The 24,190-nt window shown below is 60.5% G+C and carries 25 protein-coding genes; 10 read left to right on the top strand and 15 right to left on the bottom strand.

The features are described 5' to 3' along the window. Window positions 1–106: 106 nt before the first annotated feature. Window positions 107–2,371 carry a methyl-accepting chemotaxis protein gene (locus O3W47_RS12920; protein WP_142779541.1) on the bottom strand — a complete coding sequence of 755 codons (2,265 nt, stop codon included), beginning with the start codon at window positions 2,369–2,371 and terminating at the stop codon, window positions 107–109. Between the two features lie 189 nt (window positions 2,372–2,560). Here O3W47_RS12920 and O3W47_RS12915 point away from each other — a divergent pair, with 189 nt between their 5' ends. The 4 genes from O3W47_RS12915 to O3W47_RS12900 are packed head-to-tail and all read left to right on the top strand — an operon-like array spanning window position 2,561 to window position 6,029. After that, the gene (locus O3W47_RS12915) at window positions 2,561–3,400 is read left to right on the top strand and encodes a glycosyltransferase family 2 protein (protein WP_269313900.1); all 840 of its coding nucleotides are present in this window, start codon (window positions 2,561–2,563) and stop codon (window positions 3,398–3,400) included. A 20-nt stretch (window positions 3,401–3,420) separates the two neighbouring features. Next, a complete protein-coding gene (locus tag O3W47_RS12910) occupies window positions 3,421–3,708 on the top strand; it encodes a lipid-A-disaccharide synthase N-terminal domain-containing protein (RefSeq protein ID WP_031233742.1) in 288 nt (95 codons plus the stop codon). Next, the gene (locus O3W47_RS12905; RefSeq protein WP_262533395.1) at window positions 3,683–5,191 is read left to right on the top strand and encodes an ArnT family glycosyltransferase; all 1,509 of its coding nucleotides are present in this window, start codon (window positions 3,683–3,685) and stop codon (window positions 5,189–5,191) included. Before O3W47_RS12910 ends, O3W47_RS12905 begins: the two co-directional genes overlap by 26 nt. Then, window positions 5,181–6,029 carry a phosphatase PAP2 family protein gene (locus O3W47_RS12900; RefSeq protein WP_080816313.1) on the top strand — a complete coding sequence of 283 codons (849 nt, stop codon included), beginning with the start codon at window positions 5,181–5,183 and terminating at the stop codon, window positions 6,027–6,029. The genes O3W47_RS12905 and O3W47_RS12900 overlap by 11 nt, the downstream gene beginning before the upstream one ends. 251 nt (window positions 6,030–6,280) lie before the next feature. On the opposite strand, the gene O3W47_RS12895 is transcribed toward O3W47_RS12900, so the two are convergent. The 6 genes from O3W47_RS12895 to lgt form a co-directional block, all read right to left on the bottom strand. Then, entirely contained in the window at window positions 6,281–7,213 is a 933-nt protein-coding gene (locus O3W47_RS12895; protein WP_003522877.1) for a ribose-phosphate pyrophosphokinase, read from the bottom strand. A gap of 221 nt (window positions 7,214–7,434) precedes the next feature. Next, a complete protein-coding gene (locus tag O3W47_RS12890) occupies window positions 7,435–8,184 on the bottom strand; it encodes a hypothetical protein (protein ID WP_262533391.1) in 750 nt (249 codons plus the stop codon). Window positions 8,185–8,273: 89 nt separating this feature from the next. After that, on the bottom strand, window positions 8,274–9,425 hold the full coding sequence (locus O3W47_RS12885; RefSeq protein WP_269313899.1) for a M24 family metallopeptidase: 1,152 nt from the start codon (window positions 9,423–9,425) through the stop codon (window positions 8,274–8,276). A gap of 1 nt (window position 9,426) precedes the next feature. Then, window positions 9,427–10,221 carry a peptidoglycan editing factor PgeF gene (gene pgeF, locus O3W47_RS12880; RefSeq protein WP_269313898.1) on the bottom strand — a complete coding sequence of 265 codons (795 nt, stop codon included), beginning with the start codon at window positions 10,219–10,221 and terminating at the stop codon, window positions 9,427–9,429. A 151-nt stretch (window positions 10,222–10,372) separates the two neighbouring features. Beyond that, window positions 10,373–11,473 (bottom strand): class I SAM-dependent methyltransferase, encoded by a 1,101-nt coding sequence (locus O3W47_RS12875; protein WP_262533383.1) that lies wholly within the window; start codon window positions 11,471–11,473, stop codon window positions 10,373–10,375. A gap of 15 nt (window positions 11,474–11,488) precedes the next feature. Beyond that, window positions 11,489–12,301, bottom strand: a complete 813-nt coding sequence (gene lgt, locus O3W47_RS12870) for a prolipoprotein diacylglyceryl transferase (protein WP_262535516.1) — start codon at window positions 12,299–12,301, stop codon at window positions 11,489–11,491. 308 nt (window positions 12,302–12,609) lie between these two features. On the opposite strand from lgt, the gene O3W47_RS12865 reads away from it, so the two are divergent. The 4 genes from O3W47_RS12865 to O3W47_RS12850 all read left to right on the top strand — a co-directional run bounded on the left by O3W47_RS12865 (window position 12,610) and on the right by O3W47_RS12850 (window position 14,977). Beyond that, entirely contained in the window at window positions 12,610–12,873 is a 264-nt protein-coding gene (locus tag O3W47_RS12865; protein WP_003522871.1) for an accessory factor UbiK family protein, read from the top strand. Window positions 12,874–13,302: 429 nt separating this feature from the next. Beyond that, window positions 13,303–13,803, top strand: a complete 501-nt coding sequence (locus O3W47_RS12860) for a YbjN domain-containing protein (protein WP_003522870.1) — start codon at window positions 13,303–13,305, stop codon at window positions 13,801–13,803. A 1-nt stretch (window position 13,804) separates the two neighbouring features. Next, window positions 13,805–14,623 carry a pyrroline-5-carboxylate reductase gene (gene proC / locus O3W47_RS12855; protein ID WP_127757813.1) on the top strand — a complete coding sequence of 273 codons (819 nt, stop codon included), beginning with the start codon at window positions 13,805–13,807 and terminating at the stop codon, window positions 14,621–14,623. 12 nt (window positions 14,624–14,635) lie between these two features. Beyond that, window positions 14,636–14,977: a tRNA-binding protein gene (locus O3W47_RS12850; protein ID WP_003522868.1), complete on the top strand. Its 342-nt coding sequence runs from the start codon at window positions 14,636–14,638 to the stop codon at window positions 14,975–14,977. A 172-nt stretch (window positions 14,978–15,149) separates the two neighbouring features. Here the strand turns inward: O3W47_RS12850 and O3W47_RS12845 are convergent, their stop codons facing one another. The 4 genes from O3W47_RS12845 to O3W47_RS12830 all read right to left on the bottom strand — a co-directional run bounded on the left by O3W47_RS12845 (window position 15,150) and on the right by O3W47_RS12830 (window position 18,624). Further along, window positions 15,150–16,529, bottom strand: coding sequence for an ATP-binding protein (locus O3W47_RS12845; protein ID WP_269313897.1), 1,380 nt, complete (start codon window positions 16,527–16,529; stop codon window positions 15,150–15,152). 31 nt (window positions 16,530–16,560) lie between these two features. Further along, the gene (locus O3W47_RS12840; RefSeq protein WP_003522866.1) at window positions 16,561–17,274 is read right to left on the bottom strand and encodes a response regulator; all 714 of its coding nucleotides are present in this window, start codon (window positions 17,272–17,274) and stop codon (window positions 16,561–16,563) included. A gap of 2 nt (window positions 17,275–17,276) precedes the next feature. Further along, window positions 17,277–17,783 carry a MarR family winged helix-turn-helix transcriptional regulator gene (locus tag O3W47_RS12835; RefSeq protein WP_031234081.1) on the bottom strand — a complete coding sequence of 169 codons (507 nt, stop codon included), beginning with the start codon at window positions 17,781–17,783 and terminating at the stop codon, window positions 17,277–17,279. Window positions 17,784–18,024: 241 nt separating this feature from the next. Next, window positions 18,025–18,624, bottom strand: coding sequence for a DUF1236 domain-containing protein (locus O3W47_RS12830; protein ID WP_080816328.1), 600 nt, complete (start codon window positions 18,622–18,624; stop codon window positions 18,025–18,027). Window positions 18,625–18,855: 231 nt separating this feature from the next. Here O3W47_RS12830 and O3W47_RS12825 point away from each other — a divergent pair, with 231 nt between their 5' ends. Beyond that, the gene (locus tag O3W47_RS12825; protein WP_269313896.1) at window positions 18,856–19,500 is read left to right on the top strand and encodes an MBL fold metallo-hydrolase; all 645 of its coding nucleotides are present in this window, start codon (window positions 18,856–18,858) and stop codon (window positions 19,498–19,500) included. A gap of 144 nt (window positions 19,501–19,644) precedes the next feature. Here the strand turns inward: O3W47_RS12825 and O3W47_RS12820 are convergent, their stop codons facing one another. From O3W47_RS12820 to O3W47_RS12805, 4 genes are all read right to left on the bottom strand, one after another. Beyond that, on the bottom strand, window positions 19,645–19,860 hold the full coding sequence (locus tag O3W47_RS12820) for a cold-shock protein (RefSeq protein ID WP_003494703.1): 216 nt from the start codon (window positions 19,858–19,860) through the stop codon (window positions 19,645–19,647). A 444-nt stretch (window positions 19,861–20,304) separates the two neighbouring features. After that, window positions 20,305–21,207, bottom strand: coding sequence for a DMT family transporter (locus tag O3W47_RS12815; RefSeq protein WP_269313895.1), 903 nt, complete (start codon window positions 21,205–21,207; stop codon window positions 20,305–20,307). Window positions 21,208–21,357: 150 nt separating this feature from the next. Then, window positions 21,358–21,669 carry a hypothetical protein gene (locus O3W47_RS12810; protein WP_269313894.1) on the bottom strand — a complete coding sequence of 104 codons (312 nt, stop codon included), beginning with the start codon at window positions 21,667–21,669 and terminating at the stop codon, window positions 21,358–21,360. A 146-nt stretch (window positions 21,670–21,815) separates the two neighbouring features. Beyond that, window positions 21,816–22,742, bottom strand: a complete 927-nt coding sequence (locus O3W47_RS12805; RefSeq protein ID WP_269313893.1) for an EAL domain-containing protein — start codon at window positions 22,740–22,742, stop codon at window positions 21,816–21,818. 211 nt (window positions 22,743–22,953) lie between these two features. On the opposite strand from O3W47_RS12805, the gene O3W47_RS12800 reads away from it, so the two are divergent. Continuing rightward, window positions 22,954–24,156, top strand: a complete 1,203-nt coding sequence (locus tag O3W47_RS12800) for a pyridoxal phosphate-dependent aminotransferase (RefSeq protein WP_003522859.1) — start codon at window positions 22,954–22,956, stop codon at window positions 24,154–24,156. The last annotated feature ends 34 nt before the right edge of the window (window positions 24,157–24,190 follow it).

Genomic DNA, 24,190 nt, shown 5'->3' with positions numbered 1-24,190 from the left:
CTGTGGTGCCAGGTCGCCGGCGTGTTCCCAGGGGCTTCGGCCCCTGGGAGCCCGGCTTCAAACAGAAAGGCCGGAGGTTTCGCCTCCGGCCTTTTTTCGTTGCGGTTTATGCCGCGTAACGCTGGTCCCGTTGGCGGGCGCCGCCGACCGAGAACTGCCCCACCTGTTCGGTCAGGCCGTCCGCCTCGCTGGATAGCGAGAAGGCGGCCGCCGTCGTTTCCTCCACCATGGCCGCGTTCTGCTGCGTTACGTGGTCGAGTTCGTTGACGGAGGCGTTGATTTCGCTGAGGCGGCCGGACTGTTCGCGCGATGCGGTGGCGATCTCGCCGATCTGGTCGTTGACCGACTGGATGCGTTTCTGAATCTGCTCGAGGCTTTCACCCGTCTTCAGCACCAGCGCCACGCCGCTTTCCACATCGCCCGCCGAGGTGGCGATCAGCGTCGTGATGTCCCGGGCGGCGGCTGCCGATTTCTGGGCAAGCTCGCGAACTTCCTGCGCCACCACAGCGAAGCCCTTGCCGGCTTCGCCGGCGCGGGCGGCTTCCACACCGGCATTCAGCGCCAGCAGATTGGTCTGGAAGGCGATCTGGTCGATGACGTCGATGATCTGGCGGATCTTGGCCGACGAGGTCTCGATGCGTTCCATCGCGACGATCGCTTCTTTAACGACGGCCGTGGACTTGTGCGCATCCTGCATCGTGCCCGCCGTCGCCTCGACGGCGACATTGCAGCGTGACAGCGAGAGATTGACGGCCTGCGTCATGTCTCCGAGTGCTGCTGCCGCTTCCTCGAGTGCTGCGGCCTGGCGTTCGGTGCGCCGCGACAGGTCTTCCGACGCGCTTTTCAGTTCGCCGGAGCCGGAGCGGATGGCATTGGCGCTTTCGCCGATGTTGGAGATGGTCGCTTCCAGGCCCGCCATGGAGTTGTTGAAGTCGATGCGCAGATGATCGAGCGACGGCACGAAGGATTTGTCGATGCGGAGATCGAGCCTGCCGGCCGCAAGATTGGCAAGACCGGTGGCAAGTGCGTCGACAGCCTCTTCCAGCTCTTTCGCGCTTCTTGCCTTTTCCATCTCCCGCTGGGCGCGTTCTTCGTCCAGTTCTTCGCTCTTGCGATGGGATTCGGCTTCCATGCGCTGCTTGTCCAGAATGCCCTGACGGAAGGATTCCAGCGCGCGCGCCATGGTGCCGATCTCGTCGCCACGGGAAACGGCCTTGATCTCGATGTTGTTTTCACCGCCGTTCAGGCGCTCCATCAGCCCCGCAAGGCCGGTCAGCGGCTTGGTGAGGCTTGCGGAAACGAAAATGCCGATCAGCGTCATGATCGCAAGCACAGCCAGCGTCGCAACCGTTGCCCAGAAGGCGAGATCGTTGGCGGCGGCGAGAACCTTGCTTTCCTGCTGGCCGATGGCCAGAAGATGTTTCTGTCCGAAGACGGAGACCGGGCGATAGGCATAGAAGATGTTGCCCGCAGGTGTCTGCGCCATCACCGTTCCGGCGTTGTTTGCGTTGGAAAGGGCGGCGAGGCTTTCGGAAACCGCAGCGTCAGCACCGCCCGAGAGTACGCCTGCCCGACGTTTGCCGTCGGCGCTCAGGAGAACGGCGTCATCGATGGTCTTGCCGGTTTCCTCGGGCGTCACCACCGCGCCGATGCGATCAGCGGCGATGCGCATGATGACGGCGCCCTTGCGCTGGAGCTGGCCCCAGTTGGAGACGGCGAGCGGCATGCCGATCATGGCCGAATCATTTTCGCCGCCGCTGAAGCCAGTGGTGCTGACCACGCCGTCCTTGCCGGCTTCGATGCGGTCGAACAGGTCCTTGATCGCGGCGTTCTGCGGTTCCGTCACGCTGGTGAGGAAGTTCTTCCCCTTGGTCACGGTGTAAATAATGAGGCCAGTCTTGTCGATCACATAGATGTCGCTGACACGGGTGTTGCGCCAGACGCTGGCGATGGCGGCGTTGATGGTGGCGTGGCGAATGGCGTAAAGCAATCGCAGGCCTTCGCCATTGAAAGAGGCGCGCTCCTCTTCGGAGACGCCCTCGCGCCGGAAAGCCTGGATGATCGCATCCCTTTCCGTCGGCACAACGGTGGTCATCGTTTCCAGCGCCTGTGCGACCGCGGCGTTCTGCGACAGTTCGGAAATGCTCTGTTCGACGCGCAAAGTATAGGCATCAAGCTGCTTGGACTGGTTGCCTGCAACCGTTTCGAGCCTGATTTCGCTGGCGTCGATCAGTCCCGACTTTCCCATCTCGTAGGACAACAGCCCCACGGAAAGACATGAAACCAGCGTTGCACCCGTGACGAGCGCCGCGAATTTGGCCTTTATCGACAATGATTTAGCTTTGACAGCAGTCGGATTTACACCCGGCATCCTGTTTCCTCCCCCAAAAAAACGTGGCCATACCGTGGCAAAAATTGTTTACGGCCGCGTTAAAAGCGCTGGGAATTGTACGATTGTTTCCCGCATGCCGTGAAAAAATAGCCGGCCGCCACTGACGCGTTTCCCGTAATAAAACTGCAATAGAACGGGCGCATATCGAGTGAAGTTCAACGGCTGTTCATGTTCATGCAAGCTTTCCGCGCTCCTTCTCTCGCCAATATCAATGATGTCTGCGGACTGAGTGCGGACGGATATGACGGAGCCAGCGTGAAACCGAGGCCGGATTTCGCCGTTGTCGTGCCCATGCACAATGAGCAAGCGAGTGTGGAGACGCTCGTGGCGGAGATTTTTGCCGCCTGCCAGCCCGTCGGCGCCTTCGAGATCGTGGTGGTGGACGACGCATCTTCCGACGGCACGGCCGATGCGGTGCTTGCGCTTGGCGATCGTTACCCGATGCTGCGGCTCGTCCGGCATGATCGTCAGGGCGGACAGTCTGCGGCGATCCACAGCGGTGTGCAGGCGGCGCGTGCGCCTGTCATCTGCATGCTGGATGGAGACGGGCAGAACCCGCCGGACAATCTGCCGGCTCTTCTCGCGCCGCTTCTCTCCGCCAGCGCTCCCAGCCGGCTCGGTCTTGTGGCCGGCCAGCGTGTCGGTCGGCGCGATACGCTTGGAAAACGTCTTTCCTCCCGCTTCGCCAATGGGCTTCGGGCGCGGATCTTAAAGGACGGCACGCGCGACACCGGGTGCGGGCTCAAGGCCTTCCGCCGCGACGCCTATCTCGCCTTGCCCTATTTCGATCATCACCACCGCTATTTCCCGGCGCTGTTCAATCGCGACGGCTGGCAGGTCACCCATGTCGACGTCACACACCGGGCGCGGCTGCACGGAAATTCCCATTACACCAATATCGGCCGCGCGCTTGTCGGCATCCACGACCTGATCGGCGTCGCCTGGCTACTGCGCCGGCGAAAGCGGTCAAGCTGGGCTGAAACTTTCAAAACGGAGACATCGCCGTGAATGCACCGGCTTTATGGTCCATGCTGCATGTGAACAGCTGGAAGGAATTTCTGTGGGTCTGCACCGGCTTCATGGGCCAGATGCTGTTTACCATGCGTTTTCTGGTTCAATGGATTTCTTCGGAACGGGCGAACCGCTCGGTCATTCCGGTGGCCTTCTGGTATTTTTCCGTTCTCGGCGGTCTGGTGCTGCTTTCCTACGCCATCTGGCGGCGCGATCCGGTCTTTATTCTGGGTCAGGCGTCCGGCCTTTTCATCTATGCCCGAAATCTCTGGTTGATTCATGCAGAACGCCGCCAGCATGCATGAGGCGGCGACCCTGCCTTATGCGCAGGCAGGCGATGAGCGCCGATGGCTGACCTTCGCGTTTTCAGCGATTGTCCTCGTAACCGCGTTGCGCGTCCTTGGGCTGGCCTTCAACCGCACCGACCTTTTCGTCGATGAGGCGCAATATTGGCTATGGGGCAGGGAGATGGCGCTCGGCGCCTATTCCAAGCCGCCCCTGATCGGCTGGCTCATTCGCGCGGCAACCGTTCTCGGCGGCGGCGAGGGCACGTTTCAGGTGCGGCTGGCCGCGCCCGTGGTGCATGGCGTGGCGGCGGCGGCCATTCTTGCGCTCGGCCGCATGATCTACGACGTCAGGCTTGCATCCCTGGCCGCCCTTATCTATCTGACCTTGCCGGCCGTAACGCTCGGCAGCCTGCTGATCTCGACCGATACGCCGATGATGCTGTTCATCGTGCTGTCGATGATCTCCGTGCGGAAGCTTGCGCTGGCCCGCAGCGAGGGCAGGGCGGCGTTGGGCTGGAGCATCGCCCTCGGTCTCTGTTTCGGCCTCGGGCTGATGTCGAAATATGCGATGATCTATTTTCTGCCCTGCTTCATCGCTGCCGGCTGGCTCTGTGAGGCGTGGCGCATCCGGCTGCGTGACGCGGTAATTGCTACGCTCGTCTGCGTTGCCGTCATCGCGCCCAATCTGTGGTGGAACGCGGCGCATGATTTCATGACCGCACGCCATACGGCGGATAATGCGAACTGGCATGGCGTCCAGCTGAAGATCGGCTCCGCGCTGGAGTTCTTCTTTTCGCAGGCGGGCGTGGTCGGACCGTTCGTTTTCGTCGGCATGATCGTCGCAACAATTCGTGCGAAGAATGCCGAAACCCGGGCGCTGGTCGCCCTTTCGGTGCCGATCGTTCTGCTGATTACCGCGCAGGGTTTGATGTCGCGGGCGCTCGCCAACTGGGCGGTCGGGGCCTATGCGGCCGGCGTGCTTCTGGCGGTGCCGGTTCTGGCGTCGCGGCGCTGGCTTATCGTGTCCACGCTTGTGCTTGGTAGCATCGTGGCCGTCGCGCTGCCGCTGATGACCATTGCCGGAACGCAATTGCGCCTGCCGAAAGGTGAACTGGCGATGGCGCGGTATCTCGGGCGCGCCGAGCTGGTGTCGACCGGCCTGTCACGGGCGCGCGAGGCGGGTGCGGACGCCATCGTCGCTACCGACCGTTCGATACTTGCCGAGCTTTTTTACCAGCTCCGGGATGAGAAGCAGGTGATGACGCGCGCACTGCCCGAAACCGGCGTGCCTTCCAGCCACTATGCGCTTCTTTACCCGCTGAAACCCGGCGAGGCGAAAAATCCCCTGTTCCTGGCAAGTGCGGATGGCCTGCCGGCCTGCCTTGCCGGCGAGGCGCCTGTCGCTCGCTGGACCGCCGGGCCGGGTTTCCTCGAGGGCAGGGAAATCGGCCTCTGGCGTCTGCTGCCGCGATGCATGCCGGAGGGCAGCAATGGACAATGATCTTTCGCATATGCGGATCACGATCTGGGTGACATTCGCCACATTGGCGCTCGTCATCCTGTTCGCGACCTTTCCCTCCGTCGATCTCAGATTCTCCGCCCTGTTTTTCTCGCCCGTCGAGCAGCCATGGTCCGGTCGCGAACCGTTTCCCGAATGGTTGCGGGATACGCTGCGCGAAGGTACGGAGCTTGCCACCCTTCTGGCTTTCGTGATTCTTGTCGGCAATCTTCGGCTGGGCACGCTGCAAAGAACCGGCTGGCGGGTCTGGGCCTTCCTGTGCGGGCCGGTGATCCTCTGCGCCGGGCTTCTCGTCAATGGTGTGCTGAAGGCGACCATCGGTCGTGCGCGCCCATTCAGCGTCACCGAATTCGGCGGGCAGCAGCTTTTCACGCCGCCTTTCCAGTACAGTGCGCAATGTTATTCGAACTGCTCGTTTTCTTCCGGCGAAACCGCGCTGATCGCCAGTTTTTTCCTGCCGCTCTGCGTGCTCGTCTGGCCCCGGCTGCAACGCCGCGGGCGGTTGGTTATGGGAAGCATCGCTGCCGGTATGGTCGTTCTCATGTCCGGCTTGCGCATCGCGGCCGGCGGGCATTTCCTCAGCGATGTGGTGATGTCCATCCTGTTTTCCGCCCTCACGACCCTGTTTCTCTACCGGGCGCTGGTGATCGGACGTCATCGCCATCTGTTTACCGGCGATGCGGTCACAGCCGATACGGTCAGTATCTGGCGTAACGGTCGCCATGCCGTCCTGACCCGGGTTCGGCGCTGGTGGCCGAAAATAAAGGCCGCAGCCTCACGTCTGCAACGGCCGCCGGATGCGGGTGCGGCATCGTCTTAAAAAGAAACTTCGAGTTCGCTTCAATGAGGTGAATGGCGAAGCGCGCCAGACACTCCTGCGTCATCCTTGGGATTGTCCCCGAGGATCTGCGACCTGTTGATTTTATTCAACGTGACTAGGTCCTCGGCACAGGGCCGAGGATGACGTCGAGGCAACCAGCGATTTCAAGATGGACCGCAGCCTGCCCGGAAATCTGAACCGGGCGGCAATTCGCCAAGTCCCAGAATGATTGCCGAGGTTTCCGCAGTTTCTCAGTCGAACAGGCCGGAAACCGACTGTTCCTGGGCTGTGCGATTGATCGCTTCGCCGAGCAGGCCAGCGGTGCTGACCACGCGGATATTGTGCGCGGACTGGACACCGGTGGTCGGCTGGATGCTGTCGGTGATGACGAGTTCGCGCAGCTTCGAGGAGGCCACGCGGGCAACCGCGCCGCCGGAAAGCACGCCGTGGGTAATATAGGCTGTAACGCTGGTGGCGCCCTTTTTCAGCAGCGCTTCGGCGGCGTTGCAGAGCGTGCCGCCGGAATCGACGATATCGTCGATGAGGATGCAGTCCTTGCCGGAGACATCGCCGATGACGTTCATGACTTCGGATTCGCCCGGACGGTCACGGCGTTTGTCGACGATGGCCAGAAGACAGTCTAGACGCTTGGCGAGTGCACGGGCGCGAACCACGCCGCCAACGTCGGGCGAAACCACCATGACATTGTTGGTGTCGTAATGGTCCTTCACGTCGCGGGCCAGAATGGGCGCTGCGAAGAGATTGTCGGTGGGAATGTCGAAGAAACCCTGGATCTGGCCGGCATGGAGATCGAGGGTGAGAACGCGGTCGGCGCCGGCTTCGGTGATCAGATTGGCGACGAGCTTGGCGGAAATCGGAGTGCGGGGGCCGGCCTTGCGGTCCTGGCGGGCGTAACCGAAATAGGGAAGCACCGCGGTAATGCGCTTTGCCGAGGAGCGGCGCATGGCGTCGATCATGATGAGAAGTTCCATCAGATGATCATTTGCCGGGAAGGAGGTGGACTGGACGATGAAAACGTCTTCGCCGCGCACGTTCTCGCTGATTTCTACGAATATTTCCTGGTCAGCAAACCGCTTTACAGTGGCATTTCCGAGAGGAACGTTAAGATACTTGCAGATCGCTTCGGCAAGGTGCCGGTTCGAATTGCCTGCGAAAACCTTCATTGCGGCCGCCTGTTTCCATGCCATCGCCTTGCATCACGGGGCTCAATCCACCGTAACCAAGCGTCGTTCAAGGGGAGGAACATCCGGCTGAAAAGCCTTTGCCGGATACGCCTTGTTGCCATGCGCGCCTTAATAGCGCTGTTGCTTCCGATTGCAAGAGGACTCCGCGCTTTCGCAATGATTTTCGTGAAATCTCTGTGACTTCTCCCGCCGTTTTCACCTCATCCCTGTTGAGACTGCTTCCAAGACGAATAGTCGTTGAGCGTTTTTGCAGCGATATCCTGCATGACCCTGTCGGTCACGGCGGCCCATGGATCGCTACCTTTTGCCGCCACCGTTTCCTGCCCCTGCAGGCGGTGAAGCCGCACGCCATTGGCGTCCAGAATGTCCCAGACGTAAACGACATTGACCTTGGCGCCATCGGCAAAGGCGGAGAAATATCCCTTCAGGATGTTTTCAGCCGAATTGTCGTTGGAGGCCCGGATGGTCAGCCCCTTCGCCCGCGCTTCTGCCCCGAGCTGGCGCGAGAGCGGCGTTACCGCCTGAACCGGCGCTCCGATGATCGGCAGGAAGCGGATGGAATTCCCGGAAGCCGCAGGTGCAAGCGATGCCGTCTGCTGTGCGGGTGCGGTTTGAGCGGCGGCGGGTAGCTGGGTTGCGGTCTGGTTCTGGCGAAGCGGCTCGCCATACTGGCTGCCGTTGGACAGCGCCTGTGCCTGCGCTTGCAACGAGTTTTGCGGTGCATAGGCGGGAACGGATGTTGCGGTTGCCGGAGCGCCCGTGGGCGCGCGGTCGGCGGCGGCGGCCATCTGGTCGAGATCGCCCTGGGTCACGGGTGTCGACTGCGAGGCATTGTGGCCTACATCCACCTGCGGTGTCAGCGCTTCCGTCGTGTTGCAGCCTGACAGGGCCAGCATCATCGCTGGAACAATGATGGCCGGAAAAAGGGGGGTGAACCCCGTCCGGCTCATGCGATTTTCCCTCTCATGTTCCGCTCCTTCTTGCCCAAGGTGGCGCAATGTAAGGGCGGTTTTCCCGCTCTGTCAAACCCGGCGGCGATTTAAGCTGTGAGAAGATCGAGGTTGTGGCGCGAGAGCGGCTCCGGCGCGCCGTCGGTGGTCAGATAGGTCTGGCCGAGCGTCATGGCCGTGCCGGAATCGGAATCCATCACGATCATATGCACGAAGAGCGTCATGTCGGCGGTGATCTCCTGCGGACTGCCGGCGTGGAACATCTGATGCTCCATCCAGGACGGCGAGAAGCGCGCGCCCAGCGAATAACCGCAGGAGTTCAGCCGGTGACGGGTCAATCCGCGTTCATCCATAACGCGGGCATGGACGTCGAAGACATCGCCGAACGTCTTGCCCGCCCGCAGCACCTCTTCGATGGCGGTGAGGTTTTGCAGGCAGGCGCTGTAGAGCTCCTTCTGGCGGAAGTCCTGTTCGCCGATCACTACTGTGCGCATCATGGCGGCATGGTAATGGGCGCTGACACCGGCCCATTCCAGTGTGAGCTGATCCTTGGCGTCGAGCCTGCGGCGGCCGGCCTTGTAACGGCACAGCAGCGCATCCGCGCCGGAACCGACGATGAATTCATTGGCGGGATAATCACCGCCGCCGGCCAGAACCGCTCCCTGCATCGCCGCGAGAATTGCGGCTTCGTCCGCACCCGGTTTGATGAGCGGCAATGCCGCGTCCAGCGCCGCATCGGCCAGTTGGCCCGCCTTGTGCGCATAGGCGATCTCGGCCGGGCTTTTGACGAGCCGCAGGGTGCTGACCAGATAGGAAGCATCACTCATCTGGCAGAAGCTGGCGAGCTGGTTGTCCAGCAGGCGGGCGACGCGGCCGGTCATGCCGTGCGTGTCGTATTCGACGCCGATCTTTGCGCCCAGCAGGTCGAGATCGCTCAGCAGGTTCTTGAGATCGAGCGTCGGGTCGGCATTGGGCCGGTCGACCCAGATCAGGATATTCTCGATGATGGAGGTATTGCGGGCCTGACGCAGATCCGCCGAGCGGGTCAGAAGCGTCATGGAGCCGTCCGATTTGACCACCAGCGTCTGGAAGAAGCAGTAGCCGAACGTATCGTAACCGGTCAGCCAATACATGCTTTCCTGCGCGAAAAGCAGAAGGGCGTCCAGTTTCTCCTCGGCCATTTTCGCGAGCAGACGCTCGCGGCGGGAATCGAATTCCGAAAGCTCGAAATGCAGGGCCATGTCAGTCCTCCAGAATTGCGATTGCGGAAATCTGCCGCCCGTAATCCGGTTCGGCGCGGTGGGTGGTCCGGCGGTAGGAATAGAAGCGATGTTCGTCGGGATAGGTGCAGAGGCCGAGATTTTCCGCCTTCACACCGGCTTTCGTCAGCCGGTCGATGGTGAATTGCTTGAGGTCGAATAACGCGTGGCCTTGCCTTTCCGTCCCGGCGAAATAATCCGCATAGGCCGGATCGATATCGGTGAAACGCGCCACATATTCCGGACCGACCTCATAATTGCTCTGGCTGATCGAAGGGCCGAGCGAGGCGGCGATGCGCTCCCGGCTGGCGCCGAGCGTCGTCATGGTCTCGATGGTGTTTTCGAGCACGCCGAACAGCGCTCCTTTCCAACCGGCATGTGCCGCACCCACGACGCCGGCTTCCGCATCGGCAAACAGGATCGGGCCGCAATCGGCGCTCAGCACGCCAAGCACGAAACCCGGTGTCGCGGTTACCATGGCGTCGGCCTGCGGGCGGCTGCCGTCATAGGTTTCATCGACCACGAGAACATCGGGGGAATGGATCTGGTGCACGGTGGCGAGGCGCTCCGCCGACAGGCCGAACCATTCTGTCACGCGCCGACGGTTTTCCTGCACTCGTTCCGGTTCGTCATGCGAGCCGAGGCCGACATTGAGGCCCTGATAAAGCCCCTCCGATACACCGCCCTGCCGGGTGAAAAACCCGTGACGAATACGGTTTTTGCTATAGTCGGCGAGCAGGGGACTCTGGATGGGGAGCGGCAGCGTTGCGTTCTGCATGGTGTGGGAGTTCCTTGGAGAATATCGCTGTTGGCCAGTGAGGTACGGTTAAGCGAGATGTTTCCGGTTGCCGCGGCGTTGCGCGGCGTGTGTGATGCAGTGTGCCTGCTTCGTGTGTCGCGGCGATGTTGGCCCAGAGGTGATTGCGCTGTCAATCCACTGCGCGAAACGGCAGGAGATGAAGCGCGGGACTTGAAACGGCGATGACCTTGAAAAGTTCCCCCATCTTGCCGGCGCCTTCGCCGGCGAGGCGGTTGACCGCTTCGGCGATTTCCAGCGTCTGGTCGGGCGTGGCCTTGGCGGCAAGTGCGGCCGCGCGTTCCTTGAGACCGAGGCCATAGAGAAAGTCGCCCTGTCTCAGGGTGCCGTTGACGTGTACACCGGTTGCTTCGGCTGTTTTCACGAGGCTTTCGAAATCGACATGGCTGGTGAGATCGGCTTCGCCGGGATGCGCAAGCGCCGGGTCGAAGGCATGGTTGCGCATGGCCTGCAACGTATCGCCATAACCGGCGACCAGATGGCCGTAATCGATGGCGAGCGCCGTGCCGCCATGGGCGGAGATGCGCTGGCAGATCGCGGTCATCACGGCTTCGCGGGCAGGCGAAATCTCGAATACGGCGCCAATCGGCTGCCGTTCCGGCTGGGGCGGCAGCAGGGCCGGGTCTATGCCGGCAAGCCCGGTCGAGAACACAAGTTCGTCATTGGCGTCGAGGCTGACGACCCGTTCGCGGAAACCCTGCGGCGTCTTTATGAATTGCCGGATCGGAATGGCGTCGAAAAGCTCGTTGGCGACGAGGAGCAGGAAACCTTCCGGCACGTCGTCGAAACTGTCATGCCAGGTCAGTCTGTCCGCGTGTGGGGCCAGCGTCTCCTTCTGGATGGCGGAAAGGCGGGGGCTGGTTTCCACCAGATGCACCTGCATCGTCTCGTAAAGCGGCGGTGCGATGCGGCGGATGACGCGCAGCATGTCCGACATCATGGTGCCGCGGCCGGGGCCGATTTCCACCAGCTGCGTTTCCATGGGGGCGCCGTGCCTCTGCCAGGCATGAACCACGAAAACGCCGAGCATTTCGCCGAAAAGCTGGCTGACTTCAGGTGCGGTGATGAAATCGCCCGAACGGCCGAAGGGCTCGCGGCTCCTGTAATAACCGTGCTCCGGGTCAGCGAGGCAGAGCGAGAAGAAGTCGGTAACGCTAAGCGGACCGTTGAGCCGGATAAGTGATTTGATGCGTTGCGCGAGCGGTGTCGTCATGGCGGGTCATACCGTTCAGGCGCTTTTTGCTGCGCTGCGCGCCCGCAGAACCGCCCAGAGGCCGAGAGCGAACATCGGCGTGGAGAGCACCATGCCCATGGTCAGCCAGTTGCCGGCGAGATAACCGATCTGGGCGTCCGGCTCGCGGAAGAACTCCACGAAGATGCGCGACAGCGCGTAACCGCAGACGAAGATGCCGGTGACGACGCCGGGCGTCTTCAGCGCCCTGAAGGCATAGATGGCGATTGCCAGAACGATGACGAGCACGAGGCCTTCGAGACCCGCTTCATAAAGCTGGCTCGGATGCCGCGCGAAGGGGCCGCCGGTCGGGAAGACGACCGCCCATGGCACGTCGGCGATGCGTCCCCACAATTCGCCGTTGATGAAATTGGCGATGCGCCCGAACAGCAGGCCAATGGGTGCTACGGCCGCGACGACATCGAACATGCTCCAGACCGGAATGCCGTTCCTGCGGGCGAAAAGGATCATGGCGACGGTGGTGCCGATCAGGCCGCCATGGAACGACATGCCGCCATTCCATATCTCGATCGCCCTGATGGGATTGGCGGCGACCGCGGCGAGATCGTAAAACAGGATGTAGCCGATGCGCCCGCCGAGCACGATGCCGCCGGCTGCCCAGAGGATGAAATCGTCAAGATGCTGCGCCGAGATCGGCGACGTCTCGTTCGGCCACAGGCGATCCGTGCGGGCGAGGCGGCGAGCATAAAACCAGCCGAGCATGATGCCCGCGACATATGCGATGCCGTACCAGTGGATCGAAAGCGGGCCGAGGGACAGCGCTACCGGATCGATATTGGGGAAGGGCATGATGGCGAGTTGGGTGGGAGCGGCTGACAATCCGTATATTCCGTCATCGTTGCGGGGCGGACAACGGAACGAGCCATTGCCTAAAGGGGCCGGGCGATGATGCTCACCGGTCTCCCTGACGTCAAGGAAAATGGCGATTGCGATGGCGGCGGTCAAGGTGATTCTTCAAGCTCCGGTTCAAGATACCGTAGGCCATGCAAGCTCTTGCGATTTTTCGATTTCGCTTGCAAGGCGGCGATGGAGTGCCTACCTGAAGGCTAGCAACAGCGGGCAAGACGATGCCCCTGAACCGACGAAGGATGAGCGCCATGAGCACGACAGGCACCAACCGTTTTCTGGATGAATTCGCCAAGCTGATGACCGATGCGGCCGGCGCGGCGCAGGGTGTGCGCAAGGAAGCCGAAGCCGCTTTTCATGCGCAGGCGGATCGCTGGCTGAACAGCCTCGATGTCGTCCGGCGCGAGGAATTCGATGCCGTTCGCGAAATGGCCATTCAGGCGCGTGATGAAAACGACGCGCTGCGCGCCCGCATCGAGGCTCTGGAAGCGAAGCTTTCCGCCGCCAAGGACTGATTTTTTAACGCTTTTTCCGATGGGTCCCGGATCGCTTGCGATTCCGGGACTTTTTGTTTTCGGCCCATTCCGCCCGAAATGACTCCCGGTTGTTAAAAACAGGTCCCCCGGCGCGAATTTTTTGGGGCCTGTGGACACTTCCAAAAAACGCAATCGGCAGAGTCGCTTATGTATCTCGCCTGAGGTGATGGGGGAGGAGATATCCACTGTTCAAAAAGCAAAAATGGCGGGGAAGGGGTGGCAGCAGGACTCGGCCATTATACACTGATTTTAAATGATGATTCGAAAAGACCTGGTAAGCTCCAGACAGGGTGAATGCGTAATTCTGGTGGTGTCGGGCAATCGTCTCAAATGTTTATCCCGGTTTGTATGTGCGTTTTGTGCCCGGCGTTCAAAACAGGACATTCCTACCGGCTGAGAAGGTGCCGCATGAGTCTGATAGAATTTGAAATTGAGCGTCAGTCCAATCCCGTGGACATGATCGAGATCGTCGCCGCCTCGAACGACTGGTCGTTCGAACGTTCGGGCGAAGATGAGATCGCCATGACTGTCGCCGGTCACTGGGCCGACTATCACGTCTCCTTTTCATGGATGGAAGAGTTCGAGGCGCTGCATCTTGCCTGCGCCTTCGACATCAAGGTGCCGGACCAGCGCGTCAACGAAGTCATTCGTCTGCTCTCCCAGGTCAACGGTCAGGTGCTGATGGGGCATTTCGATCTGTGGCGGCAGGAAGATGTGGTGATCTTCCGCCAGTCCCTGCTTCTGGCGGGCGGCGCCGAACCGAACAACCAGCAGGTGGAAGTGCTGCTTTCCAGCGCTCTGGAGGCCTGCGAACAATATTATCAGGCATTCCAGTTCGTCGTCTGGTCGGGGCTGGATGCGAAAAGTGCAATCGAAGCGGTCATGTTCGAGACCGTCGGAGAAGCGTAAGATGGTATATAAGGCTTCCGGGCCGCTCGTCCTGGTGGGCGCCGGCAACATGGGCGGCGCTCTGCTTTCAGGCTGGCTGAAAAAGGGTGTGCCGGGATCGCAGGTCATCGTCATCGATCCGCGCCCTTCCGACGCCATGCGGACGACGATTGCGGAAGCCGGAGCCGCCCATAGCGAAAGCGTGCCCGAGGGCGTCAAGGCCGGTATTCTTTTCGTGGCGGTGAAGCCGCAGATGATGGAAGCCGTGCTGCCCTCACTGAAACCCCTGCTGGGCCCGAATACGGTCGTCGTGTCGATTGCAGCGGGCACGACCATCGGCACATTCGTTTCGCATTTCGGCAAGGTTGCCGCCGTGCGGGCCATGCCCAACACACCGGCCATGGTCGGCCGTGGCGTCACGGGTGCCTATGCCAACGAGCTGGTGACGCCGGAGCTTAAAACGGTGGTGGACGGGCTGCTGAAAGTCAGCGGCCCGGTCGAATGGGTGGATGCCGAAAGCGATATCGACGCGGTGACCGCGGTTTCGGGAAGCGGCCCGGCCTATGTCTTCTATCTGGTGGAATGCATGGCCGAAGCCGGCCGAAAGGCCGGTCTGCCGGCGGATGTGGCCATGCGTCTGGCACGCGAAACCGTGGCCGGCGCCGGCGAGCTGCTGCATCAATCCTCCGACGAGGCGGCGCGCCTGCGCCAGAATGTGACCTCGCCGGGCGGCACCACGGCTGCGGCGCTCTCCGTTTTGATGGCCGAAGACGGCATGCAGCCCCTGTTCGACAGGGCGGTCGCTGCCGCAAAAACGCGCGCCGAAGAACTGGCGGGCTGAAAGGGGCGGGCCATGAGCGGTGAAATTTCCTATGCCGATTTCGAGAAGGTCGATATCCGCGTCGGCACCATCATCGAAGCCGAGCCTTTTCCCGAGGCGCGTAAGCCTGCCTTCAAGGTGAAGATCGATTTCGGGCCGGAGATCGGCGTCAAGAAATCTTCGGCGCAGATCACGGTGCATTATACGCTGGAAAGCCTTGTCGGCCGGCAGGTCCTGGGCGTGGTGAATTTTCCGCCGCGCCAGATCGGCCCTTTCCGGTCCGAAGTCCTGACGCTTGGTTTTGCCGATGCCAATGGCGATATCGTGCTTGCCGCCGTCGAGCGCCCGGTGCCGAACGGCGAGAAAATGTGCTGATGGAACACGACGGCTCAGTGCCGGAGTGACGGAAACGGCAAGTCCGAGTCACACTTTTCGACCCGGTGCTCTAGAGCATTTCCAGGAAAAGTGGAGCCCGGTTTTCCGTCCGGAAATGCGCTGGAACAAGGAGTTAGAGTGTTTTCGCGATTCGAAGAAAAGCGAAAAAACTCTAAGCCGGAATTTTGACGATTACCCGCAATCCACCCATCGGGCTTTCATCGAGCGTCACATCGCCGCCGTGGCTGCGGGCGATATCGCGGACGATGGAAAGGCCAAGGCCGGTGCCCGAAGCATTGAGGTTGCGCGCCTCGTCCAGCCGGAAGAACGGCTTGAACACATCCTCGCGTGAACTCTCCGGAATGCCCGGCCCGTCATCGTCGAATGTCATGATGATGGAACGCGGCGCCTTGCGGATATCGATGTGGAGATTGCCGGCGTAGCGCCGTGCATTTTCGGCCAGATTGGCGACGAGCCGGGACAGCGCGTTCGGCCGCGCGATGATCCTCTCGATATTATAAAGCTCGTAGCTGAATTTCTTGCCGTGCAGCTCGAAATCATGGCCGATTTTTTCGAGAAGGGCCGGAAGCTCCAGCGTGCCGACATCCTCTTCGACATCGGTACGGGCGAAGGTCAGATAGGCCTCCAGCATCGACTGCATGTCCTCGACATCCTTGTCGAGCCCCTCGAGGTCGGGATTGTCCCCTGCGAGCGCCAGTTGCAGCTTGAAACGGGTGAGGATCGTGCGCAGGTCGTGGCTGACGCCGTTCAGCATGGCAGTGCGCTGCTCCATCTGCCGTTCGATGCGCTCGCGCATCAATATGAAGGCGAGGCCCGCGCGCCGCACCTCATCCGCACCGCGTGGGGAATAGCCGCTGATCTTCTGGCCCTTGCCGAAGTTTTCTGCCGCCTTGGCGAGCGCTTCGATGGGTTTGATCTGCCCGCGCAGGAAGAGGATGGAGATGGCGATCAGCACCAGCGATGCCCCGACCATCCAGACAAGGAAGATATGGGTGTTGGAGGCATAGGCCGAACTGCGGCGGGTGAAGACGCGCAGGGTCTTGTCTTCGAGCTGGATGCGGATTTCCACCAGCGAGCCGTTGCCATAGGTATCGATCCAGAACGGCCTGCCGATCTGCTGCGTCAGCTGATCCGCGAGGATCCTGTCGAGGATCGAAAATAGCGGCTCCGGTCTCGGGGCCGGCAGGTCTGTCTTCGGTTCGATATAGACGCTGAGATCCAGCTTGTCGCGGGCGATGCGGATGACGCGTTGATAGTCGTCTTCCTCCGGGTCCGTCTGCAGAAGCTCGATGATCGCGGCGATATCGCGCGTCACGGCGGAGGAGAGGCGTTCCGTCACGAGTTGCCAGTGACGTTCCATGAAAACGGCCGCGACCACGGCCTGAAGCAGGATCATCGGCAGGATGATGATGAGCAGCGAACGGGTGTAGAGGCCGGTTGGCAGCCAATGGCGCAGCCATCTGCCCGACATGCGCCAGGCCTTGGCCACGCCGCTGTTTCTGACCGTGCTGAGAAAATCGAGGCTCGCCATGGCCGTGCGTTCGCCCTTCGTTGGGTGCTCGTCAGTCCACGCTCAGGCGGTAACCGATGCCGCGCACCGTTTGCAGATAAACAGGATTGGCAGGGTCGTCCTCGATCTTGCGGCGAAGACGGTTGATCTGCACGTCGATGGTTCTTTCGCCCACTTCCGATTCCGCTTCCACCAGCTCGTGGCGGGGAATGGTATCGCCGGCGCGCAGCGCAAAAAGCAGCATGATCTCCTGCTCGCGATCCGTCAGGCGGATCGTTTCGGGGCCGCGCCGCAATTCCTTTTTGGGGATGGAGAAGCTGTAGGGGCCGAACATGATCTGTTCGATCTTGGGCGTATCGGGCGAGGTATTGCGCCGCAGGATGTTATTGATGCGAAGGACGAGCTCGCGCGGGTCGAAGGGTTTGGCGAGATAATCGTCCGCTCCGGCTTCCAGCCCGGCGATGCGCGAATCCGCTTCCGACCGGGCGGTCAGAAGGATGACCGGCACGGATTTGTCCTCGTTCAGCGAACGGGTCAGCGAAAGTCCGTTTTCGCCCGGCATCATCACGTCGAGGATGAGCAGGTCGAAACGGATGCCCACCATTTTGCGCCGTGCTTCGGCGGCATCTGCCGCCACGGAGATGCGATAGCCCTTGTCGCCCAGAAAGCGCTGCAGAAGATCGCGAATACGGGCATCGTCGTCGACGATAAGGAGATGGGCCGCATCGTCATCCGCCGGTGGACGTTTTGTCGGTGCTGTCGCCATCGTCACTCGTCCTCCACGGTGGTTGTCGTCGTCGGGCTGCGCATCTGCGCCAGGAATTTGCGCACGCAGGCGCGGGCGTCCGGCCCGAGACCTTCCAACGCGCGGTCGATGCGGCGCGACTGCGGCTCGCTCAGCGCCAGCGCCAGTTCACGGCCCGTCAGCGTGGGGTAAAGCCTGCGCTGGCGGCGGTCTTCCGGGCCCGCCATCTGGCGGATGTAGCCGTCGTCGATCAATTGCTTCAGCACACGGGCAAGGCTCTGCTTGGTGATCTGCAGCGTATCGAGCAGATCCGCCACCGTCATGCCCGGCTGCCGGCTGACGAAATAGACCACACGGTGATGCGCCCGCCCATATTCCAGTTTCGACAGAATGACATCGGGATCGGAGACGAAATCGCGATAGGCGAAAAACAGCGCCTCAATCGTGTCGAAGTCGATCTTGCCGTCGTCAACCTTCGGGAGTGCCGGTGTCTGCCTGGCGGCTGCGGTTTTAAGCGATTGCGGTGGCACTACGGTTCCTTCATATTCTGCGGCTGTCTGATCATAGGCTGACAGGCGTCGATGCGCCAATATTCTGTAAACATAGCCGAAAATGCGTCCGCTCGGGAGAATGCCGCGATCATTTTCTGTTGCGGTGGATAATATGGCGCGGGTGCGGGTGCAACTGGAATCCTGAGTGGCCTTTACCGGAAATAGAAAAGAGCGCGGAAACTCCGCGCTCTTCATCCGTCTCTTGATGTCCGGCGTGCGTTTACTGATAGACGTAGACGATCCGTCGCGTCGAAGGCTCGACCAGAACCGGCACGTCGTTCACCCGGACGTAACGATATTGATAGTCCGGAATTTCGACGAGACGTGTATCCGAGGGCAACACGCTACCGACGGCTATGTCGCCGTCATAAGTAACGGTGTCTGCGGGATGTTCGTCAATATAGGTCATCACCGATTGCGGCGGATCGACCTCGCCGACGCGGCCGAGATTCGGGTCGCCGGCATTGGGTTCGGCCTGTACGCTCGAGGTCGTTTCATAGGTCACCACAGGCACGCTGAGTTCGGAGCGGCGCTGTTCGAGAATGACCGGTGAGCCCTCATACATGACATTCAGGTAATCGGCATGGGCCCAGCCGCGCAGGCCGTTGACTTCGATGCGGCACCAACTGCTGCCTTCCATGCAGCCATCCAGAACCGCGTTGCTGCCGCGGGTGGCCAGTCCCACTTCGGGATAGTCTTCACCGGGGCCCGAGCGAACGGAAATATCCGATGCGGTGGTGGCGACCATGGCGGCGTTCGCGAAACCGGCCATCAAGGCGAAGGCGCCGCCAGCCATGAGCATTTTAAGCGTCTTGTCCATGTGTCTCACTCCTTTCAAGACTGGAGCTAGAACGTCGCAACCATCGGGGCGTTCCACATTTTTTGCCGGCAATTCCCGTCAACGACCGAAGATCTATTGCTATCGCACTGTTTCCACGATGATTTTTAGAATGGTACAGTCACTGAAAGCCGGCGTCTTTTCCGCCGCCATTGTGCCGCACCCGGTCGCGGGCTATAGGAGGCGGGAGCTTTCAGACAGGAGACACAGGATATGGGAAAATTGCAGGCGGGCATTATTCCGGTCACGCCATTCGAGCAGAATTGCACCATCCTGTTCGATCAGGACACCAAGGAGGGCGTCGTCGTCGATCCCGGTGGGGATGTGGACGTCATTCTCCAGGTCGTATCTGAAAACGGCATCACGCTGAAGGAAATCTGGCTGACGCACGGGCATCTCGATCATGCCGGTGGCGCCGACGAACTGCGCGCGAAACTTTCCTTGCCGGTCATCGGCCCGCATGAGGACGACCGGCCTCTGCTGGAGAGGATCGAGGTGCAGGCGGAGAAATACGGCATCAGCGGTCTGAAGAATGTGGTGCCTGATACATGGTTGAAGGAAGGCGACAAGGTCTCATTTGGGGACCACGTCTTCGAGGTCTATCATTGCCCGGGTCATGCGCCCGGCCACGTCATATATTATAACCGGAATCAGAACTTCGCCCATGTCGGCGACGTGCTGTTTTCGGGATCGGTGGGGCGCACGGACCTGCCGGGCGGAAACCACGAGCAATTGATGGCGTCCATTCGCGACAAGCTTTTGCCGCTGGGTGACGATGTCGGTTTCATCTGCGGCCATGGCCCGGGTGGACGACTGGGCGAGGAACGGCTCACCAACCCCTATCTCAAAGGGCTCTGAGTGCTGGCCCATTAGAGTTTTCCGCATTTCCAGACGGAAAACCGGATTCCACGTTTCCTGGAAATGCTCTAAGTCCTGCTGGACCGCACAAAAAAACCCGGCATTCCTGCCGGGCTTCAACTAGAAAAGAAAGCCGTTTTAGGGTCAGCCAGCAATCTGCAGATTGACTGCCTTCGGCCCCTTGCCGCGACGATCCGGTTCCGTGTCGAAGCTCACTTTCTGATTTTCTGAAAGTCCGGACAGGCCAGAAGCCTGTACGGCAGAGATGTGAACAAAGATATCAGCGCCACCATTGTCTGGCTTGATGAAGCCGAAGCCTTTGTCTGTATTGAAGAATTTTACGGTGCCAGTTTCGGCCATGCATCAGGTCCTTTTCGCTCTGCCCGCGTTCAGCTACAGGCAGCATTACAGTTTTGCCCCGCGTGGGCGTTGGCAGGCAGTTTTTGACTATTGAGAAAATGGACCTTCGCAGCGGGAAGTAATGGCGTTCTCATCCAACGTTTTTCGTCCCACCGCCCGAGGTTTATAGCGTCCCCAGTGCGCAAAATTATAGGCCTTCCCATGCTCGCAAATTGCCCGAACCGCGGTAGAGTGATGCGTTTATCGAAAATTGGCAAGCAAAAGTTTTCACGGGCTTTTTGTCAGATAAAAAACCTGCGGTAGAATAAGATTGCGCAATCGCATATTTTTTCCGCAGAAGCGACAATTGATGAAATAATTGCCGTTTACCGCAGGATTTCACGGCAAAATTTGAATGCCCTATCTGGATTTACGGCGGAACGAGAAAAATAAGTTCTTTTTGCGTCAGGCCGCTCCAGCCATGGATTTTTGCCGTTTGCGCGTCAATTCCGGCACCAGTTCCACGATCAGGATCGCGACGAATATGATCAGGCAGCCGATATAGCCGGCGCTTGAAATGGTTTCCTTCAGGAACACCGAAGCCAGCAAAGCGCCGAAAAGCGCTTCCGAGGACAGGAATATCGCGGCCTGCGGGGCGGTGGTGTAACGCTGGCCGATGACCTGCAAAACGAAGGCGAGGCCGGAGGAGACGAGGCCGACATAGAGGATTTCCGCCAGCGACGCCTCGATGGAGGCCATGCTGATCAGTTCGAACACAACGCCGATCATGCAACTAAGAAGGGAGCAAACGGCGAACTGGGTGCAGGAAAGCGCCAGCGGCCTTCCGCTTTCGGAGACGAAGCGCCCGGCAAGCGTGATCTGGATCGCCCAGAAGAAGGCGCAGATGATGCTGAGAATATCGCCCGTGGTCAGCGCCTCGAATGCGCCTCCGGAGAGCAGGAATATGCCGCCCAGCATCATCAGCGCGCATGGCCAGACGATCCAGTGGGGATGACGGCGGTAAAGCACGACGGCGATCACGGGTACGAAGATGACGTAAAGCCCGGTCAGGAAGCTGGAATTGGTGACAGTCGTGGTCAGGAGCCCGACCTGTTGGGTGGTGGCGCCGCCGAACAGGGCCAGACCCACGAGGATGAAGCTGCCGATTTCGCGCCGGCGCGGCGGCGATTTCAGCGACCGTGTTTCCATGAGCGCGAAGGGCAGCACGGCGATGGCGGCAATGGCGAAACGCAGGCCGACGAACCAGAACGGGCCGATGGAGGCCATGGCGGAGGATTGCGCGACGAAGCCGCCTCCCCAGATTGCTGCGGCGAGCAGAAGCAGCATATTGGCCTGAATACGCGTCATTGTTGGCACCAGCACGGCAGGGCCGGAAGATCATTCAGTCGCGGCCGTGGCAATTCGGGGATTTTTGAAATATCGATCCGCGATGCGGATGACTGTTTCCGGGTGCTTTAGCAGCAAGCTGCCGATGCCGCAAGTCAAGGGGAGGGCCGCTTATTTGTAGCGGCGGGCCTCGTCCTTCAGGCTGCGCCGGGTGAGCGTCAGGCCGCCAATGCCGAGGCCGATGAAGGCCGCGGCCGAAAGGACGACGAGCAGGATGTGGGGACCCGCCTTCGTCGTCGCCGCCACCTGCGGAATGGCGGAAGTATGCAGGGTATCGACCGCCTGGGCAGCCGCATTGGCCGAGGTTGCGATGCCGGCGGCCATGGTGACGATGACAAGAAAAGCCGCAACGGCCATCCAGAGGGAAAACAGCGTTCTCTGCGCCCTTAACCTTTCAACGGAAGTCCGATCGTTGGTAAACATGGCTGTCGCCTCTTGTCCCTGTTCTTAAAGGATAAAAGAGGCTTCGAAATGGACGGCTTGGAGACCGAATTCTGGCGTTCCGCGGCATTTATTGCGGCAATATTGTGGCAAAGCCGGTTAGGAGAGCCGTTTGGCCGGATTTGGCGTCACAGGCCGCGTTTTCCGAAGGTCCGGGTCTGGCGCAGCGGGTGCGGATCGGCGGGGCGTTCTTCCCGGAAAAATGCCGGTGGCGCAGGGCCTCTTTCCACCCTTGACGAGGCGAAATATTCACTGCCGAGTTCCGGGAAACGTGTGTCGAAACTAGTCGGGGCAAGTTCTGGCTTTGCCAGTACGTAGCCCTGCATCAACAGGACGCCGAGTTCTTCGCACAGATCGACCTGCCATGCAGCTTCCAGCCCTTCGAAGACCGGCTCTATGCCATCGGCGCGAAACTGGCTGACGATGACGCGGAGAAGGGCGGCACCCGCCGAATTCTGCATGAAATCGCGCACCCAGCCGGCTTCGAATTTCACATAGTCCGGCTTGATGAGCTTCACCCGGTCGATGTCGGAATCGCCCGCGCCATAGTCATCGAGCGCCACGCGAAAGCCGATATCGTGCATGTGGTAGGCGAAGTCGGCGACCATCTGCGTGTCGGAGGCTTTTTTCTCGGAGATTTCGCAGACGATGCGATCCGCCGTCATGCCGGCCTCGTGGGCGGCAAGACGCATGCGCTCCACTTCCTGGCGCATCTTGGCCGGGGTCTGGAACAGGCCCGGATGGAAGTTTACGAAGATGCGGGCGCGGGACCGGTTGAGCCTGCCGGTGTTGAGAATGTGGATCGTGCGCAGGATACTGTCGATATTTTCGATGTCTTCCGGCGCGACCAGCGAGAAGAATTCGCCCGGCGTCACCGGCTCGCCATTGCGATGGGGACGCACCAGACCCTCGAAGGAATCGATGTCGAGAATACCGCTCGCCGTGCGGCGGAAAATGGGCTGCAGGGCCGATTTCAGGTTGAAGGTGCTATAGGCCGTGGACCATGTGCCATCGACCTCGCGGACAAGACTGGAAAAGATGCTTTTGAGCGCCATTTTTCAACCAGCTATAGAGACACGACCTCTAGGCTCGCGAATGTAGCGTATCAAGCGTTACTTCCGGGTTAAGGAAGGTTTAAATTCTGCGATGCAGCACATAAGCCGGCTTTTGACCTTGAAAGAAGGCCTGTCTTTCGACATAGAAAATGCCGCAGATGACAAGTTTTCCAACCTCTGCCGATGTCAACCCCAATAGGACCGATTAAAAATGGCCTTCCTTGCCGACATTCTCTCCCGCGTAAAGCCATCCGCCACCATCGCCGTTACCCAGAAAGCCCGTGAGCTGAAAGCGAAGGGCCGCGATGTGATCAGCCTTGGCGCCGGCGAGCCGGATTTCGATACGCCCGAAAATATCAAGGAAGCGGCCATCGACGCCATCAAGCGCGGCGAAACGAAATACACGCCGGTTTCGGGTATTCCGGAACTGCGCAAGGCGATTGCCGACAAGTTCAAGCGTGAAAACGGGCTGGACTACAAGCCGGAGCAGACGATTGTCGGCACGGGCGGCAAGCAGATCCTTTTCAACGCCTTCATGGCGACGCTGAACCCCGGCGATGAAGTCATCATTCCGGCGCCCTACTGGGTCAGCTATCCGGAAATGGTGGCGATCTGCGGCGGTACGCCGGTTTTCGTCGACGCTACGCTGGAAGATAATTTCAAGCTGAAGCCGGAAGCGCTGGAAAAGGCGATCACGCCGAAGACCAAGTGGTTCGTGTTCAACTCGCCGTCCAACCCTTCGGGCGCCGCCTATTCGCATGACGAGCTGAAGGCGCTGACCGACGTGCTGGTCAAGCATCCGCATGTCTGGGTGCTCACGGACGACATGTATGAGCACCTGACCTATGGCGATTTCAAATTCGTCACGCCGGTCGAAGTCGAGCCTTCGCTCTATGACCGCACGCTGACGATGAACGGCGTCTCCAAGGCCTATGCCATGACCGGCTGGCGTATCGGTTACGCTGCCGGCCCGCTGCCGTTGATCAAGGCCATGGACATGATCCAGGGCCAGCAGACCTCGGGCGCAAGCTCGATTGCGCAATGGGCCGCTGTCGAAGCCTTGAACGGCACGCAGGATTTCATTCCGGCGAACAAGAAAATCTTCGAAGGCCGCCGTGACCTCGTCGTCTCCATGCTCAACCAGGCCAAGGGCATCAGCTGCCCGGCTCCGGAAGGCGCATTCTACGTTTATCCGTCCTGCGCTGGCCTGATCGGCAAGACCGCGCCGTCGGGCAAGGTCATCGAGACGGATACGGATTTCGTTTCCGAGCTTCTGGAAGCCGAAGGCGTCGCCGTCGTGCAGGGATCGGCTTTCGGCCTCGGCCCGAACTTCCGCATTTCCTACGCCACGTCGGAAGCGCTGCTGGAAGAGGCCTGCAAGCGCATCCAGCGCTTCTGCGCCGATTGCCGCTGATCGGTTGTGATCTCAAATGAAGAAGCCCGGCAGC

It is taken from the genome of Agrobacterium sp. LMR679 (assembly GCF_027157905.1).
Taxonomy (GTDB): Bacteria; Pseudomonadota; Alphaproteobacteria; order Rhizobiales; family Rhizobiaceae; genus Agrobacterium; species Agrobacterium leguminum.
Note: the sequence above shows the minus strand (reverse complement) of the source record. Positions and strands in the feature narration are given on the sequence as shown.

Bases quoted from the DNA above. Each gene is read 5' to 3' on its own strand.
- O3W47_RS12820 (WP_003494703.1), bottom strand. From the start codon at position 19,860: ATGGCCGAAACTGGCACCGTAAAATTCTTCAATACAGACAAAGGCTTC.
- O3W47_RS12900 (WP_080816313.1), top strand. From the start codon at position 5,181: ATGGACAATGATCTTTCGCATATGCGGATCACGATCTGGGTGACATTC.
- O3W47_RS12805 (WP_269313893.1), bottom strand. From the start codon at position 22,742: ATGGCGCTCAAAAGCATCTTTTCCAGTCTTGTCCGCGAGGTCGATGGC.
- O3W47_RS12895 (WP_003522877.1), bottom strand. From the start codon at position 7,213: ATGAAGGTTTTCGCAGGCAATTCGAACCGGCACCTTGCCGAAGCGATC.
- O3W47_RS12910 (WP_031233742.1), top strand. From the start codon at position 3,421: ATGCTGCATGTGAACAGCTGGAAGGAATTTCTGTGGGTCTGCACCGGC.
- O3W47_RS12825 (WP_269313896.1), top strand. From the start codon at position 18,856: ATGGGAAAATTGCAGGCGGGCATTATTCCGGTCACGCCATTCGAGCAG.
- pgeF (WP_269313898.1), bottom strand. From the start codon at position 10,221: ATGCAGAACGCAACGCTGCCGCTCCCCATCCAGAGTCCCCTGCTCGCC.
- O3W47_RS12875 (WP_262533383.1), bottom strand. From the start codon at position 11,473: ATGACGACACCGCTCGCGCAACGCATCAAATCACTTATCCGGCTCAAC.
- O3W47_RS12810 (WP_269313894.1), bottom strand. From the start codon at position 21,669: ATGTTTACCAACGATCGGACTTCCGTTGAAAGGTTAAGGGCGCAGAGA.
- O3W47_RS12800 (WP_003522859.1), top strand. From the start codon at position 22,954: ATGGCCTTCCTTGCCGACATTCTCTCCCGCGTAAAGCCATCCGCCACC.
- proC (WP_127757813.1), top strand. From the start codon at position 13,805: ATGGTATATAAGGCTTCCGGGCCGCTCGTCCTGGTGGGCGCCGGCAAC.
- O3W47_RS12920 (WP_142779541.1), bottom strand. From the start codon at position 2,371: ATGCCGGGTGTAAATCCGACTGCTGTCAAAGCTAAATCATTGTCGATA.
- O3W47_RS12850 (WP_003522868.1), top strand. From the start codon at position 14,636: ATGAGCGGTGAAATTTCCTATGCCGATTTCGAGAAGGTCGATATCCGC.
- O3W47_RS12830 (WP_080816328.1), bottom strand. From the start codon at position 18,624: ATGGACAAGACGCTTAAAATGCTCATGGCTGGCGGCGCCTTCGCCTTG.
- O3W47_RS12905 (WP_262533395.1), top strand. From the start codon at position 3,683: ATGCAGAACGCCGCCAGCATGCATGAGGCGGCGACCCTGCCTTATGCG.
- O3W47_RS12845 (WP_269313897.1), bottom strand. From the start codon at position 16,529: ATGGCGAGCCTCGATTTTCTCAGCACGGTCAGAAACAGCGGCGTGGCC.
- O3W47_RS12840 (WP_003522866.1), bottom strand. From the start codon at position 17,274: ATGGCGACAGCACCGACAAAACGTCCACCGGCGGATGACGATGCGGCC.
- O3W47_RS12890 (WP_262533391.1), bottom strand. From the start codon at position 8,184: ATGAGCCGGACGGGGTTCACCCCCCTTTTTCCGGCCATCATTGTTCCA.
- lgt (WP_262535516.1), bottom strand. From the start codon at position 12,301: ATGCCCTTCCCCAATATCGATCCGGTAGCGCTGTCCCTCGGCCCGCTT.
- O3W47_RS12860 (WP_003522870.1), top strand. From the start codon at position 13,303: ATGAGTCTGATAGAATTTGAAATTGAGCGTCAGTCCAATCCCGTGGAC.
- O3W47_RS12915 (WP_269313900.1), top strand. From the start codon at position 2,561: ATGTTCATGCAAGCTTTCCGCGCTCCTTCTCTCGCCAATATCAATGAT.
- O3W47_RS12865 (WP_003522871.1), top strand. From the start codon at position 12,610: ATGAGCACGACAGGCACCAACCGTTTTCTGGATGAATTCGCCAAGCTG.
- O3W47_RS12815 (WP_269313895.1), bottom strand. From the start codon at position 21,207: ATGACGCGTATTCAGGCCAATATGCTGCTTCTGCTCGCCGCAGCAATC.
- O3W47_RS12885 (WP_269313899.1), bottom strand. From the start codon at position 9,425: ATGGCCCTGCATTTCGAGCTTTCGGAATTCGATTCCCGCCGCGAGCGT.